This window comes from Cycloclasticus sp. PY97N, assembly GCF_002443175.1.
Lineage (GTDB): Bacteria > Pseudomonadota > Gammaproteobacteria > Methylococcales > Cycloclasticaceae > Cycloclasticus > Cycloclasticus pugetii.
This window is the reverse complement of record NZ_CP023664.1, coordinates 2,239,621-2,253,349: the sequence shown is the minus strand read 5'-3', so window position 1 is coordinate 2,253,349 and position 13,729 is coordinate 2,239,621. Positions and strand designations below refer to the sequence as shown.

Here is a 13,729-nt window from a genome sequence, read left to right as displayed (position 1 = left end):
TTTTGTTTGCTTGTAAAGCCTTATGCAATTTGCAAGGACAGCAATAAAAGCGCTATTGGGTCTAAGGAGAATAAAACAGAAAGAAAACTGCGTAAATAATCGTAACGGCGCTATCTTCTAGCATTTATGTGCTGCTGGCGATGAGATGGCTAAAAACAGGTTATGATATAAGGGGTCGGCATCAGTCGGTAGTCAACGAATAAATCCATTTGGTTTATGTTGATCAATTGTGTGGGATGATCAGTAGGATGTCTGGGGTTGTTGGGTGTAACTAAATTTTTGATGCGATATGGAAAATATAAAACAGTGGTTTAATCGAGTGCTGACAAATCCCGAAGCTTTGGCTTTGTTAGGAACTTTATTATTTGGGTTGTTAGCCATCCTCTGGGTGGGTGAATTGTTATCACCAGTGTTGGCCAGTATAGTGATAGCTTACCTACTGGAAGGGGTTGTTGCTAAATTCCAATTTTTGGGCTTGTCCAGAAAGCTAGCGGTTATCAGTTCGTTTAGCTTATTTATGGCGCTGTTGTCTTATATGATATTTGGGCTGATTCCTTTGTTATCCATACAAACAGTTCAATTGGCTCAACAGTTACCCAATATGTTAAATCAGGGGGTTCACTTATTTACGGCCTTGCCTGAAAAGTACCCAAACTTTATTACCGAAGCTCAGGTTAAATTAATTTTTGATCAAGTCAGTACAGAAGCGGTTAAATATGGGCAAAATTTATTGTCGTTTTCAGCCGCCTCGGTCTTAAATGTTGTGGCGTTAATTGTTTATCTGCTTTTAGTGCCGATGATGGTGTTCTTTTTCTTAATGGACAAGGCAGAAATTTCACAATGGTTTGCCAGCTTTTTGCCCACCAATCGACGTTTAACAATAGAAGTTTGGTCAACAGTGAATGAGCAAATTGCTAATTATGTTAGAGGCAAGGTTTGGGAAATTTTAATTGTTTGGGCGGTCTGTTTTATCGCGTTTAATTTAGTGGGCTTGCACTATGCAATGCTTCTAAGCTTTTTAGTCGGGTTATCTGTATTGGTGCCGTATGTCGGTGCTACCGTTGTGACGATCCCTGTGGTGCTAGTTGCGTATGTTCAATGGAAATGGGGAAATGAATTTATTTACCTGACAAGTATTTTTCTAATTATTCAAGCGCTAGACGGCTATGTTCTTGTGCCGCTGTTATTCTCCGAGGTTGTTAACCTTCACCCTGTTGCCATTATTGTGGCCATTTTATTTTTTGGTGGAATATGGGGCTTTTGGGGCGTTTTCTTTGCAATTCCGTTGGCTACATTAGTTCAAGCAGTTTTAGTGGCGTGGCCCACTCGTTATAATGTGCTTGATAGCCCAATCAAATAATTTAATTTTAAAAAGGATCCTCATGAAATTGCTCCAACTTACTTTTTGCACATTATTATTTGCTGCCACAACGGTGCATGCATTTGAATTATCAGATATTTCTGACCGTCTTTTTGAAGATAATGCGACAGGAATAGAGGGTCAATTAAAGGATGCTGCGTTTGAATTTAAAGTAGATTCGGCATTATTACGTAATAAAACTTTGCGTGAAGGAGCGCATATTGTTGTGTCACGTAATCGAAATTCGGTATTAATTGCCGGTCAAGCAGCGACAGAAGAAATAAAAAATAAGGTGTTGAGCGTGGTGTTGTCCGAGGCACATTTACAATGGACACAAGGCGATGTTAACCATGTGGAACCTTCGAATGCCCAAGTATGTGGCGAGAAAGCATCTAAAATGGCCGCGAACGATCGTCGTCGTTTTAATTTAAAAACGGCAGAAGAGTGTAGTACGGTGAATCGTTTCTATAATGAGGTGAGGGTGTCCACGCCAATTAGCGAAGTGGCTCGAAGTGACGATGATCTACTTCGCGCCAGCATTGTTAATAAGCTTTTGCATGCATCGATTATTGATAAAGCAGAAACAATTAAAGTGGTGGTGTCCGATGGCTATGTATACCTATTAGGTGACCAGTTAAGTCAATCAACCGCGCAGCAAGCAACGCGGTTTGTGAATGACATGGCTGGAGTAGAAAAAGTCGTTCCGTTGTTTCGGTTTTAAGTATTTAAAGCCTTTACAGCGTCTAAGACCTCGGTGACATGTTCTTTGACTTTAACTTTACGCCACTCGTGAGTGAGTACGCCGTCGGCATTAATGATGAACGTGCTGCGTTCGATACCCATGTGCTCTTTGCCGTATAATTTTTTTAGCTTAATTACGTCAAATAATTTGCATAAAGACTCATCAGGGTCGCTGATCAACTCGAATGGAAAGTTGTGTTTTGTTTTAAAGCCGGTATGAACGCGAACGGAATCGCGTGAAACACCAAAAATTTCGGTGTTGGCCGCTTGAAACTCTTCGTAGTGATCACGAAAATCTTGCCCTTCTTGTGTGCAGCCAGGTGTGTTGTCTTTAGGGTAAAAATAAATGACGATGTTTTTACCTGCCAAGCTGCTCAGCGTTAATGATTCGTCAGCTGTTGTGGTGCAAGAAAATTCAGGAACGGTTTGATTAAGTGTTACGGTGTCCATGATTAATAACCTTATAAAAATTTATTGAAATTGGAAGTATTTTAGCAGACTGTTTTTTAGTTGTAGCATTGATGTATGTATAATATCCTGCTGATCGAGACTATCTTAAAGAAAGGTCTTTAAGATAGTCGTTAAATTTCCGTTTAAATTGGATTCAACTATGTTTCAAGGCAGTATTGTTGCACTCGTCACCCCCATGCATGCAGATGGGTCGCTTGACGAAGAGAGTTTAAATAAATTGGTTGAATTTCACATCGAACAGGGTAGCGATGCCCTTGTGGCGATGGGTACAACCGGTGAATCAGCGACCTTGAATGAAAAAGAGCATTGTCACTTTATTCGTCAGGTAGTCCGTATTGCAGCCGGTCGTATTCCTGTTATTGCTGGCACCGGTGCAAATTCAACAACCGAAGCGATCGACTTGACACGTTGCGCCGCGCAGGCAGGGGCGGACGCCTGTTTATTAGTAACGCCTTATTATAATAAGCCAACACAAGAGGGCTTAGTGTTGCATTTTAAAGCGATTGCAGAAGCGGTAGATATTCCACAAATTTTATATAATGTACCGGGCAGAACTGCCTGTGATATGTTGCCTGAAACGGTGGCTAAATTAAAAAATATCCCCAATATAATAGGGGTTAAGGACGCTACGGGTGACATGGCCATTGGGCAAGCATTAATTGATTTAAGTGATGAAAATTTTGCAGTTTATTCTGGCGACGATGCGACCTCATGTGAGTTAATTTTAATGGGCGCAAAGGGCTCTATTACAGTTACAGGTAATGTCGCACCAGCAAAAAACCACCAAATGTGTATGAAAGCATTAGCCGGTGATGCCGAGGCTGCAAAAGCAATAGATGCCACGCTTCAACCCTTACATCGTGACTTATTTGTTCAGTCGAGCCCGATTCCAGTGAAGTGGGCTGTGAGTGAAATGGGCCTTATCAAAAAAGGCATCCGTTTGCCGATGACTTGGTTAAGCCCAGAATGTGAAGAGGTTGTTAAAAAAGCGATGCTGGCTGCTCAATAAACGTATTAAAAATTAAAATAATGAAGATAAACGTAATGGTTAAATTGATTTTAATAGCAATGTTAATGGCTGTTTTAAGTGCATGCGGCATGATGCCTTCAGTCGATGAAGTGTTTGTTGATCAACGAGAAGCGTATAAGCGAGCGCACGAACTGCCTTCGCTTGAAGTGCCGCCTGACTTATCGGGCAGCGTGATTAAGGATGAATATGATGGTGGTGTAAACAATAATAATGTTAGTCCCTCAGCGTATAGTAATGTTGTTCAAACAACGCCGCTAAACGAGAGTCAACCCAGCGCTGAATTAATACAAGATGGGGTGGATAGCCATTTACTTGTGCGCGATAGTTTACGAAATGCTTGGCGTAAAACGATCTCTGCGTTAGAAGAGAAAAACTACGACATAGAAGACAAGAATCGCCAAACGAGTTTGGTTTATTTGAATATTGCAAAAAATAGTGGTTCGAGCAGTATGTTGTCTAGTCTTTCTTTTTGGAAGAAAGCAGAGACTGATGTGTATGTGGTTGAGTTACAACGAGCCGAAAATGGCATCACAGTGCGTGTTTTAGATGAAGAAAGAAATCGTATTGATAACGCTACCTCTCAAACACTATTGACTGATTTATTAGCCCAGTTAGCACCGTGAGGTTTGCCTCCCTAGGCAGCGGCAGCCGAGGGAATTCAACGCTCGTCCAGTTTGACGAGACCTTGTTGATGATTGATAACGGGTTTTCTATCAAGGAAACTGATAAACGGATGCAACGCTTAGGCGTTGCTGGTAGTGATGTTAGCGCTATTCTTGTAACGCATGAACACGGCGATCACGTGGGCGGTGTTGCTCGATACGCTCGTCGTTACAATATCCCTGTTTGGGCCAGTTATGGCACCGCGGCGATGATGAAAAATATTGACTCAGTACAGTGCTTTAATAGTCATAAACCCTTTGAATTAGGGGGTATTTCAGTCGAACCTATTTTAGTGCCGCACGATGCACGCGAGCCGACACAATTTGTTTTTAAATCGAATCATTTGAAACTCGGTGTTATGACCGATACGGGGTCGATTACCCAGCATATGGTTGATGTGTTGAATGACTGCGACGCCTTGATACTTGAATGTAATTATGACCGGGAGATGCTGTTGAATGGTGTCTACCCAGAGTCGCTAAAACAACGGGTGATGGGTGATTGGGGGCATTTGGATAATCAACAAGCGATTGAATTATTACAGCACCTGAATACAGCAACATTACAACATTTAGTACTGGCTCACGTCAGTGAAAAGAACAATAGCCATGATCTCGTTTTAGATAGCGTGAGCAAGGCGATACAATGCGACCGAGCTTGGTTAGAAGTGATTGATCAAGAGATGGGTATGGCTTGGCGCAACCTAACAACAAACATTAAAAGTAACGAGACTCTACATGCTTGAACTTATTGGCAGCACAGCACTATCTGCTTTTCGTAAACAACGACTCTTAACAAAAATCAGACAATCTGTTCCACACATCACTGATATTAGTGCGGAATTTATTCATTTTGTTGATATTGAACAGACACTATCGAATAGTGAGCTAGAAACGTTAACGCGTGTTTTAACATACGGACCCAAGAGTGACGGGGTTGAACACGTGGGTGAACGTTTATTGGTTGTGCCACGCGCGAATACGTTATCACCATGGTCTAGTAAGGCCACCGATATTGCACAACATTGTGGATTGGATCAAGTCAAGAGACTTGAGCGAGGTGTTGCGTATTATGTGCAAGGTGACCTTAACGAGCAGCAACTCGCTCAAGTCGCTGAGCAACTTCATGACAGAATGACAGAGCGGGTTTTAAAACAAGGGGAGCGGGCAGATGATATGTTTGCTCATGCAGAACCCGGCACCTTGGCATCGGTTGATATCTTGTCAGAAGGTAAGCAGGCCTTAGTAGCGGCTAACAAAACAATGGGGTTGGCTTTATCAAGCGATGAAATTGATTATTTGGTTGACAATTTCACGGCCCTAGGTCGAAACCCTAATGACATTGAATTGATGATGTTTGCTCAGGCAAACTCGGAGCACTGTCGACATAAAATTTTCAATGCAGATTGGACGATAGATGGTGATGAACAAGAAGAAACCTTGTTCGGTATGATAAAAAATACGGCCAAGCACAGCCCAAAAGGCATTATTTCTAAATACAGCGATAATGCTGCAGTAGCAGAGGGTAGTGACGCAGATGTGATGATTCGTGACCCTGAAAGTCGTTCATATCAGTTTGTTGAAGAGCATGTGCCGTATCTCATGAAAGTAGAAACGCATAATCACCCAACAGCCATTTCGCCTTACCCTGGTGCGGCAACAGGTTCTGGCGGTGAAATTCGTGACGAAGGGGCGACTGGGCGAGGCTCACGCACTAAAGCGGGTCTAACGGGTTTTACCGTATCACACCTAAATATTCCTGAGTTTTCACAACCATGGGAGCAAAGCATTGGCAAGCCAGAGAGGATTGCTTCAGCGCTTGATATTATGTTGGAAGGCCCACTCGGCGGGGCGGCGTTTAATAATGAATTTGGGCGTCCAAATTTAACCGGTTATTTCCGTACCTTTGAACAAAATGTACCAAATGAAAACAGCCTAAAAGCGCGTGGTTATCACAAACCAATTATGCTTGCAGGTGGTGTTGGTTCAGTCCGTCCGATGCATGCTTTAAAGCAAAAAATAGAACCGGGCTCACCGATTATAGTATTGGGTGGTCCATCGATGTTGATTGGTTTGGGAGGCGGTGCGGCGTCATCACAAACCTCCAGCGAAGGTTCTGAGGCCTTAGACTTTGCATCCGTGCAACGAGAAAACCCAGAAATGCAGCGCCGTTGCCAAGAGGTGATAGAAGCGTGTAATGCGATGGGCGAAAAAACCCCCATTATTTCTATTCATGATGTAGGTGCGGGTGGTTTATCTAACGCGGTACCAGAAATCATTCATGATTGTGATTTGGGTGGTCGCTTTGAATTGCGTGATATCTTATGTGCTGATAGCAGTTTATCGCCGATGCAAATTTGGTGTAATGAATCGCAAGAACGTTATGTTATTGCGCTAAAGGCAGATCGGTTAGAAGAATTTAAAGCATTATGTGCACGAGAACGTTGTTTGTACGCGCACATTGGTGAAGCAACTCAAGAAGAGCAATTAGTTCTTAATGATCGCTTGTTTAATAACCGACCAATTGATTTGCCGATGTCATTATTATTTGGCAAACCGCCCAAAATGGAACGCTCGGTTGAGCATATTCAATGTAATGTGCCGGCTTATGATGCAAGTACAATTGACCTAAAAACGGCGGCATATCAAGTTTTACGCTTTCCGGCGGTTGCTGATAAATCATTCCTTATTCATATTGGAGACCGTTCAGTAACGGGGCTGGTTGCACGTGATCAAATGGTCGGGCCGTGGCAAATTCCAGTAGCTGATGTGGCGGTCACAACGAGTGGATTTAATCATTACACGGGCGAAGCTATGGCGTTAGGCGAACGAACTCCGTTGGCCGTTATCGATGGGCCTGCATCGGGGCGCATGGCCATTGGTGAAGCCTTAACTAACCTTGCAGCCTCAAATATTCGTGGTTTAGATGAAGTTTGTTTGTCAGCCAATTGGATGGCTGCTTGTGGTGAAGCAGGTGAAGATGCAGCATTATTTGATACGGTAAAAAGCGTTGGTATGGAACTGTGCCCAGCCTTGGGTTTAGCCATTCCAGTGGGTAAAGATTCAATGTCGATGAAAATGGCATGGAAAGAAGATGCGGCAGAAAAAGTCGTCAGCTCACCACTATCGTTAATTATTACGGCTTTTTCACCAGTAAACGATGTACGTAAAACACTGACCCCTGAGTTAAAAACAGATATTGATAACAGTTTAATTTTGATTGATTTGGGTGCAGGTAAAAACCGTATGGGTGGCTCGGTGTTAGCGCAAACCCAGCAGATGATGGGTGAATCGGTGCCCGATTTAGATGATGCTAAAGCATTTAAAGCCTTCTTCAATACGGTTCAGCAACTTAATGAAAAGGGTCAGCTGATGGCCTACCATGATCGTTCGGATGGTGGTGTATGGGCAACCTTATGTGAAATGACATTTGCTGGTCGCTGTGGGGCTATTATTGATATTGAAGGCGATCTACTTAGCAGCCTGTTTAATGAAGAGCTTGGCGCTGTTATTCAAGTATCCAAAACAGATGAAGCTTCAGTAATAGACGCCTTTAATAAACAAGGATTGGCAGATTGCGTCAGTGTTATTGGTACGGCGTATACGTTTCAACGCATCATTGTTACGCAAAACGGGGAGACCGTTTTTGAAGAGTCGCGGGCGAAGTTGCAACAGGCATGGTCAGAAACATCCTACAAACTTCAGGCATTAAGGGATAACCCAAGCTGTGCTCAACAAGAGTTTGAGCGAATTGTCAATAATGCGGATAAGGGCTTATTTAGTGAATTAAGTTTTGATCCAAGAGAAAACATCGTTGCCGAGTTAACAGCAACTAAGGCTCGACCAAAAGTGGCTATACTACGAGAACAAGGCGTGAATGGTCATGTTGAAATGGCGGCTGCCTTTGATAAAGCTGGTTTTGAATCTGTTGATGTTCACATGAGTGAATTGATTTTGGGTCAACGTGACCTTGCAGAGTTTGTAGGGTTGGCAGCGTGTGGTGGGTTTTCTTATGGTGATGTTTTAGGTGCTGGTGAAGGCTGGGCTAAATCTATTTTATTTAACGAGCATGCACGTCAAACCTTCAGTGACTTCTTTAACCGTAGCGATACGTTTGGCTTAGGTGTGTGTAATGGCTGTCAAATGTTGTCGAATTTGCGTGAATTGATTCCCGGTGCGCAAGCATGGCCACATTTTGTTAGAAATGAGTCTGAGCAATTTGAAGCGCGAGTAGCGATGGTAGGAATTCAACCATCACCTTCTGTTTTATTATCGGGTATGGAAGGTTCACAAATGCCTGTAGCCGTGGCGCATGGTGAAGGTCGGGTAGAATATACTAAGGCTGATGAGCAAGGCCATGTGGCGTTGCGTTACATTGATCATGATGGTGACGTGACAGAGCAGTTCCCCTTTAACCCAAATGGGTCAGTGCAAGGCATTACCGGGCTAACAACAGATGATGGCCGTTTTACAATTATGATGCCGCATCCAGAACGTTGCTTTAGAACCGTACAAAATAGCTGGTCACCAGAAGAGTGGGGTGAGGATGGCGCGTGGTTAAGAATGTTTAGAAATGCGAGAAAGTGGGTAGGGTAAAAACCGCTTTAAACGCTCATAATTCATTGATTCGCCGTTGATGTTCTTCTGCAGTTATTTCACCTTCAGCTAGCCGCTTGTCGAGTGATTTAATCATCACATCACGTGGGGCGGGGCTTTTTTTGCCTTTCTTGCTGGCCCATTGAATAGCTAAAAATATACCGCCAATGGCGCTACCCCAAAAGGCCAGCATAGCCCATAAGCCAAAGTCGTCAGCATTCATTGTTAGTCAGTTTCATTATTAATGGGTTTAGGGGCAAGTGATAGTTAGCTGATAAAAGGGCTAAGCGTTTGATGCTCAGAGAATGCTGTATAACATAACGTTTAATTGCGGTTTCAGTTTTAAAGTTTTCTTTTGTTTGCGCTGTTTCAACATAGCGTAAGGAGTATAAAACGATGTGTTTAATCATAGCGACGTAGAGTAATGAGGTGAGTTGCTTATTTGGCAATAACAACTTGATTTTTACCATTTTCTTTAGCTTGATACATAGCCTTGTCTGCTCGTTTAATAAAACTGTTAGCGCCCTCTTTTGTTAGGTAGGTAGCAACGCCTGCACTTACCGTGATGTTAACGGTTTTGCCTTCGTCAGTTACAAAGTTTTTCTGTGCTAGCTGGGTGCGAATTTTTTTAACGGCAATCGCTGCTTTATTTGCAATAACAAAGGGGAATAAAATAACAAACTCCTCACCACCATAACGAAAGGCTACATCGACGTGACGAATGTTTTCTTTGATGATGTCTGCAAAGCCTGTTAGCACAGTATTGCCAAACTGGTGACCATAGGTATCATTAACCTGTTTGAAGTCGTCTAAATCTAACATGCAGATGGATAAAACCTGTCGATACCTATCGCAACGACTGACCTCGCTGTTAAATTCTGAAAAGAAATGTCGTGCGTTATACAGTTGAGTTAAATCGTCCAGCGTGCTGAGTTCTCGGTATTTTTGTTGGTTATCGAAAAGTCTTTTTTCACTGTGTTTTTGCTCACTAATATTAATCAGTGTTTCAACGGCTCCAATAATATCGTGGTTGGCATTTAATATGGGCGCCGCAGAAAAAAGTAACCATTCACCGGAGCCTATGGTTGGAAAAAAATCTTCAGCTTCAAAAGCATTGTCTAACACGTTAGACCGATGATATTTATTGGTATAGAAACGCTCAACGGACTCATCCTTTGCGCCTTCAATAATAAGGTCTGACAATGTTGGCCGAGGGTTTGGGTAAAACGGTTTCCATTGTTTTTTAGTGCCAATCATATCGACAGCTAGAAAGCCGGTGGCTTTCTCAAGTGCTTTATTCCAGTGTGTTATTTCGTGCTGGGTGTTAATGGCAAAAGTGGGAATAGTAATACTATCGAGCAGATGGAACGTAAATAAGTTCTCATGGCTCGTTGTTAAGCCTTTGTCAGGATGAGTACTCATTATTCATGGTAGTAAACATATATGCTGATTATGCGCTGATTGACTGAAGAATCAAGAGAAATGAATTTTTTATAATGCGTGACAGTGTTTAAATTTTTTGCCACTTTGACACCAACATAGATCATTTCTTTTTAGCTTAAGGTTGGTGCGGTAAATGTTGGGCTCTCCATCAAGGTAATACCACTGGTCTTGTTCTCTAATAAATCGTGACTTTTCGCGTAACTCAAAAAATTCATTGTTTTCGTTAAAAAAAGCAGAAAATTCAACTTGGCCCGTTTGGTGTTGCTTATCACCGTGTTTTACTTGATGGATGATTAACTTAATCCAATGGCTTGTTTCTTGGCTGTTTTGTAAGCTTGTTAATTCATTGGCTTCGCGTTGGCTTGGATGATGCGTATTGACTAAATATGGGTGTTCGTTGAAATAGAAAGCAGTAAACCTTGAACGCATCAATTGTTCAGCTGTTTCAGGCATTAATGATGCGGTTATAAAAAGTGCGCAGCACTGTGAGTACAATCGACCCGAACCGCAAGGGCATAAAGAATTATTCATAATCGATGCTAGTAATCATGTAGGTTATTTTGCCAGCAGGTGTGGTAACGGTCACTTCATCATCGAGTTGTTTCTTGAATAAAGCCTTGGCAACTGGGGAGTCCATACTGATGTAGTGGGGTTGGTGATCCAGTTCGTCTGGGCCTACAATGCGATAAGTTTTTTCTTCGCCATCAAGGTCTTCTAGGGTAACAATACTGGAAAAAAATACGCTGTCTAAGTTGCTTGGTTTTTCATGAATAACGTTAAGAATGGGCAGGCGTTTTTGTAAATATCGGATACGTCGGTCGATTTCACGCAGTTCTTTTTTGCGGTAAATATATTCAGCATTTTCAGAGCGATCACCCTCGGCGGCTGCGGCTGATAAAGCTGCGACAACGCTGCGACGCTTTAGCCACAAATCCTTTTCTTCGGCTTGTAAGCGTTCAAAGCCTTTTTTGGTAATATAGGCAGATTTCGGTGGTGAAGGAGGTCGATAACGACTCATATATTAGTGTAAGCTAGTTAGTTTTTGAATTAGATTATAAGGCAAAATATGTTGCAGATATCAACCCGTGAGGGCGAACGCCCTGAAACGACTAATACTAATCCGCATGAGCAATTAACGCAAAACCCAAGTGTTGAATGCCATCAATTATTTAAAGAGAAATTATTTCATTTTGATAAGGTGAGTCGTCGTCCGAGTATTATTTCTGTGCCCGGTGCTGAAGCGCTATGGCTAGAAGAAGGTGAGCCATGTAATTGTACGAATGGGTTTATGATCGAGCGAGAATTTGCACATATTCATCCGGCGTATGATGGTAGTCTACATATGGCGCTATCCGAAGAAGATTTTAAAACAGTGATTGATAAACAATGGGGTGAACGACACCCATTAGCAGGTAAGGGGCCTATTCCAGAAACCATAGCGCTCGTTTATGCGCCAAGAGATATAGAAGAAATAGATACCGTCATGAAGATCGTAAATGCGTCATTGAAGAACGCTAAAACAACAAAGGGGACAGCATTATGAATCAAAAACCATTAGATATGAGCGCTATTATCGAAGAAAACCCGCTAGGTAAATTTCAGCAATTAGTGATGCTTTTTTGTGCCTTGATCATTATTTTTGATGGTTTTGACGTGTTAGCCATCGCGTTTGCTGCGCCAGACCTTAGTAAGGCGTTAGAGATAGCTAACAGCGACTTGGGTTATGTCTTTGCGGCAGGGTTGTTCGGTATGATGTTGGGGGCATTAATATTAGGCCCGGTTGGCGATAAGTTTGGCCGTCGTAATGCGGTTATTTCCAGCGTTTGTATGTTTGGTTTGTGTACCTTGTTGACGGGTTTTATAGAAACCTATAACGAACTTGTATTGTTGCGTTTCCTCACCGGTCTTGGACTTGGTGGTGCTTTGCCAAATGCTATGGCATTGATGACTGAATATGTATCAACACGGTATAGAAACATTGCCATAGCAGTGATATTTCTGGGCATGCCGATTGGTGGTATAAGCGGCGGAATAATTGCTTCAGAAATTATTCCGGCTTATGGTTGGGCGTCATTGTTCTACGTAGGTGGAGTTTTGCCCCTGCTATTGGTTCCTGTGTTAATTCTATATTTACCTGAGTCACCTCGGTTTTTAGTGGAGCATGATAACGATAATGATAAGTTGCTTTGTAAGATTGCCCAAAAAATAGAGAGTAGGCGAGAGGTTCCATCTAACAGCGTGTTTTATCATCACCCAGTGGAAAAGCACTTTCCTGTTAAGGCGTTATTTATGGAAAGAAGGCAGGCAGACACCTTGTTAATATGGGTGGTCTTTTTCTTTAATTTACTGGTGGCTTATTTCCTATATAGCTGGATTCCAACGCTACTGGTTGAGGCGGGCTATCAGCTAAGTGAAGCTACAAAAACAGTCATTGTTTTAAATATTGGCGGTGCCATCTCGCCTTTTATTTTAGCTAAATTTATATCTTACTGGGGCTCTAAGAGGGTCTTGGTGGTTTGTTTTGTATTGGCTGGGTTCAGTATGATGGCTGTAGGCCAATTTGGTTCATCGATTAATATGGTGATGATTTTGTCCTTCTTTGCTGGCTTTTTTGTTGTGGGTGGGCAGGTCAGTTTGAATGCACTGAGCAGCTATATGTACCCAACACATATTCGTTCTACTGGGGTAGGTTGGGCCTTAGGCATTGGACGGATCGGGTCTATTGTCGGCCCGTTATTAGCGGGTGCTTTAGTCGCCGCATCGTTTGGTTTAGATGTGAACTTTATTGTGTTTGGTTCGTTCTGTTTTGTCACGGCAACAGCACTTTTCTTTATTAAAAACCACGAAAAAGTGCAAGATAAGTCTTGAAAAAATGTTCATGCCTCCCTATTTAAATACTGTAAACAACTTAAATAGGAGAATTGATATGGCAATTGCAAGATATGAACCATGGAACCTTTTAGGGCGTTATGGAAACGATTTAAGTCGCAGGTTTTCAGATGATGAAGACAGTGTTTCTTCAACATCAACTTGGACACCAGCAGTGGATATTAAAGAAGAAGATGATCGCTTTGTTCTTCACGCTGATGTGCCGGGTGTAGACCCACACGAGATTGATGTGACAATGGAGGATGGCATTTTAACTGTACGAGGTGAACGTTCTAGTGAATCAAAAGAAGAGAAAGATGGCTATAAACGTGTAGAGCGTTTCAATGGTACTTTTTATCGACGCTTTGTATTACCCGATACAACCGATGAAAATAAAGTGAGCGCAAATTATGAAAAAGGTGTTCTTGAATTAATAATTCCAAAGAAGCCGGCGGTATTGCCAAAACGTATAAAGGTTAATGATAAAGATAATTAAATGACATAGTCTTATGTTAACAACGGGGCCTTGGCCCCGTTTTTTTGTCTGAAAGGTTTTAC

Annotated in this window: 14 protein-coding genes; 9 read left to right on the top strand and 5 right to left on the bottom strand. The window is 42.3% G+C overall.

Annotated elements, in window-relative coordinates; translation table 11 throughout:
* Nucleotides 1-289: 289 nt before the first annotated feature.
* Nucleotides 290-1,360 (top strand): AI-2E family transporter, encoded by a 1,071-nt coding sequence (locus tag CPC19_RS10905; protein WP_015005246.1) that lies wholly within the window; start codon nt 290-292, stop codon nt 1,358-1,360.
* A 22-nt stretch (nt 1,361-1,382) separates the two neighbouring features.
* Nucleotides 1,383-2,081 carry a BON domain-containing protein gene (locus CPC19_RS10900; RefSeq protein ID WP_016389887.1) on the top strand — a complete coding sequence of 233 codons (699 nt, stop codon included), beginning with the start codon at nt 1,383-1,385 and terminating at the stop codon, nt 2,079-2,081.
* Here the strand turns inward: CPC19_RS10900 and CPC19_RS10895 are convergent.
* Nucleotides 2,078-2,551, bottom strand: a complete 474-nt coding sequence (locus tag CPC19_RS10895; protein WP_016389886.1) for a peroxiredoxin — start codon at nt 2,549-2,551, stop codon at nt 2,078-2,080. The genes CPC19_RS10900 and CPC19_RS10895 overlap by 4 nt on opposite strands.
* Before the next feature lie 160 nt (nt 2,552-2,711).
* Between CPC19_RS10895 and dapA the strand changes: the two genes are divergently transcribed.
* From dapA to purL, 4 genes are all read left to right on the top strand, one after another.
* Nucleotides 2,712-3,581 carry a 4-hydroxy-tetrahydrodipicolinate synthase gene (dapA, locus tag CPC19_RS10890; protein WP_015005249.1) on the top strand — a complete coding sequence of 290 codons (870 nt, stop codon included), beginning with the start codon at nt 2,712-2,714 and terminating at the stop codon, nt 3,579-3,581.
* Between the two features lie 35 nt (nt 3,582-3,616).
* On the top strand, nt 3,617-4,225 hold the full coding sequence (gene bamC / locus CPC19_RS10885; RefSeq protein ID WP_016389885.1) for an outer membrane protein assembly factor BamC: 609 nt from the start codon (nt 3,617-3,619) through the stop codon (nt 4,223-4,225).
* 68 nt (nt 4,226-4,293) lie between these two features.
* Nucleotides 4,294-5,010, top strand: a complete 717-nt coding sequence (locus CPC19_RS10880; protein ID WP_016389884.1) for an MBL fold metallo-hydrolase — start codon at nt 4,294-4,296, stop codon at nt 5,008-5,010.
* Nucleotides 5,003-8,860 carry a phosphoribosylformylglycinamidine synthase gene (gene purL / locus CPC19_RS10875; protein WP_016389883.1) on the top strand — a complete coding sequence of 1,286 codons (3,858 nt, stop codon included), beginning with the start codon at nt 5,003-5,005 and terminating at the stop codon, nt 8,858-8,860. Before CPC19_RS10880 ends, purL begins: the two co-directional genes overlap by 8 nt.
* A 16-nt stretch (nt 8,861-8,876) precedes the next feature.
* Here purL and CPC19_RS10870 read toward each other — a convergent pair whose 3' ends face one another.
* The 4 genes from CPC19_RS10870 to greB all read right to left on the bottom strand — a co-directional run bounded on the left by CPC19_RS10870 (nt 8,877) and on the right by greB (nt 11,321).
* Entirely contained in the window at nt 8,877-9,083 is a 207-nt protein-coding gene (locus tag CPC19_RS10870; RefSeq protein ID WP_016389882.1) for an SHOCT domain-containing protein, read from the bottom strand.
* Between the two features lie 215 nt (nt 9,084-9,298).
* Complete coding sequence (locus tag CPC19_RS10860) at nt 9,299-10,282, bottom strand: diguanylate cyclase (RefSeq protein WP_015005255.1); 984 nt, start codon at nt 10,280-10,282, stop codon at nt 9,299-9,301.
* A 69-nt stretch (nt 10,283-10,351) separates the two neighbouring features.
* Nucleotides 10,352-10,834, bottom strand: a complete 483-nt coding sequence (locus CPC19_RS10855; protein WP_016389880.1) for a YchJ family protein — start codon at nt 10,832-10,834, stop codon at nt 10,352-10,354.
* Nucleotides 10,827-11,321, bottom strand: coding sequence for a transcription elongation factor GreB (greB, locus tag CPC19_RS10850; RefSeq protein ID WP_015005257.1), 495 nt, complete (start codon nt 11,319-11,321; stop codon nt 10,827-10,829). Before greB ends, CPC19_RS10855 begins: the two co-directional genes overlap by 8 nt.
* A gap of 48 nt (nt 11,322-11,369) precedes the next feature.
* Here greB and CPC19_RS10845 point away from each other — a divergent pair, with 48 nt between their 5' ends.
* Genes CPC19_RS10845 through CPC19_RS10835 form a run of 3 tightly spaced genes read left to right on the top strand, consistent with a single transcriptional unit; the run spans nt 11,370 to nt 13,667 of the window.
* Nucleotides 11,370-11,846 carry a luciferase family protein gene (locus tag CPC19_RS10845; RefSeq protein WP_015005258.1) on the top strand — a complete coding sequence of 159 codons (477 nt, stop codon included), beginning with the start codon at nt 11,370-11,372 and terminating at the stop codon, nt 11,844-11,846.
* Entirely contained in the window at nt 11,843-13,171 is a 1,329-nt protein-coding gene (locus CPC19_RS10840; RefSeq protein ID WP_015005259.1) for an MFS transporter, read from the top strand. The genes CPC19_RS10845 and CPC19_RS10840 overlap by 4 nt, the downstream gene beginning before the upstream one ends.
* 58 nt (nt 13,172-13,229) lie before the next feature.
* The gene (locus CPC19_RS10835) at nt 13,230-13,667 is read left to right on the top strand and encodes an Hsp20/alpha crystallin family protein (protein WP_015005260.1); all 438 of its coding nucleotides are present in this window, start codon (nt 13,230-13,232) and stop codon (nt 13,665-13,667) included.
* The last annotated feature ends 62 nt before the right edge of the window (nt 13,668-13,729 follow it).

Excerpts from the sequence above, each read along its gene's own strand:
- CPC19_RS10905 (WP_015005246.1), top strand. The coding sequence starts at position 290 with ATGGAAAATATAAAACAGTGGTTTAATCGAGTGCTGACAAATCCCGAA.
- CPC19_RS10900 (WP_016389887.1), top strand. The coding sequence starts at position 1,383 with ATGAAATTGCTCCAACTTACTTTTTGCACATTATTATTTGCTGCCACA.
- CPC19_RS10895 (WP_016389886.1), bottom strand. The coding sequence starts at position 2,551 with ATGGACACCGTAACACTTAATCAAACCGTTCCTGAATTTTCTTGCACC.
- dapA (WP_015005249.1), top strand. The coding sequence starts at position 2,712 with ATGTTTCAAGGCAGTATTGTTGCACTCGTCACCCCCATGCATGCAGAT.
- bamC (WP_016389885.1), top strand. The coding sequence starts at position 3,617 with ATGGTTAAATTGATTTTAATAGCAATGTTAATGGCTGTTTTAAGTGCA.
- CPC19_RS10880 (WP_016389884.1), top strand. The coding sequence starts at position 4,294 with ATGATTGATAACGGGTTTTCTATCAAGGAAACTGATAAACGGATGCAA.
- purL (WP_016389883.1), top strand. The coding sequence starts at position 5,003 with ATGCTTGAACTTATTGGCAGCACAGCACTATCTGCTTTTCGTAAACAA.
- CPC19_RS10870 (WP_016389882.1), bottom strand. The coding sequence starts at position 9,083 with ATGAATGCTGACGACTTTGGCTTATGGGCTATGCTGGCCTTTTGGGGT.
- CPC19_RS10860 (WP_015005255.1), bottom strand. The coding sequence starts at position 10,282 with ATGAGTACTCATCCTGACAAAGGCTTAACAACGAGCCATGAGAACTTA.
- CPC19_RS10855 (WP_016389880.1), bottom strand. The coding sequence starts at position 10,834 with ATGAATAATTCTTTATGCCCTTGCGGTTCGGGTCGATTGTACTCACAG.
- greB (WP_015005257.1), bottom strand. The coding sequence starts at position 11,321 with ATGAGTCGTTATCGACCTCCTTCACCACCGAAATCTGCCTATATTACC.
- CPC19_RS10845 (WP_015005258.1), top strand. The coding sequence starts at position 11,370 with ATGTTGCAGATATCAACCCGTGAGGGCGAACGCCCTGAAACGACTAAT.
- CPC19_RS10840 (WP_015005259.1), top strand. The coding sequence starts at position 11,843 with ATGAATCAAAAACCATTAGATATGAGCGCTATTATCGAAGAAAACCCG.
- CPC19_RS10835 (WP_015005260.1), top strand. The coding sequence starts at position 13,230 with ATGGCAATTGCAAGATATGAACCATGGAACCTTTTAGGGCGTTATGGA.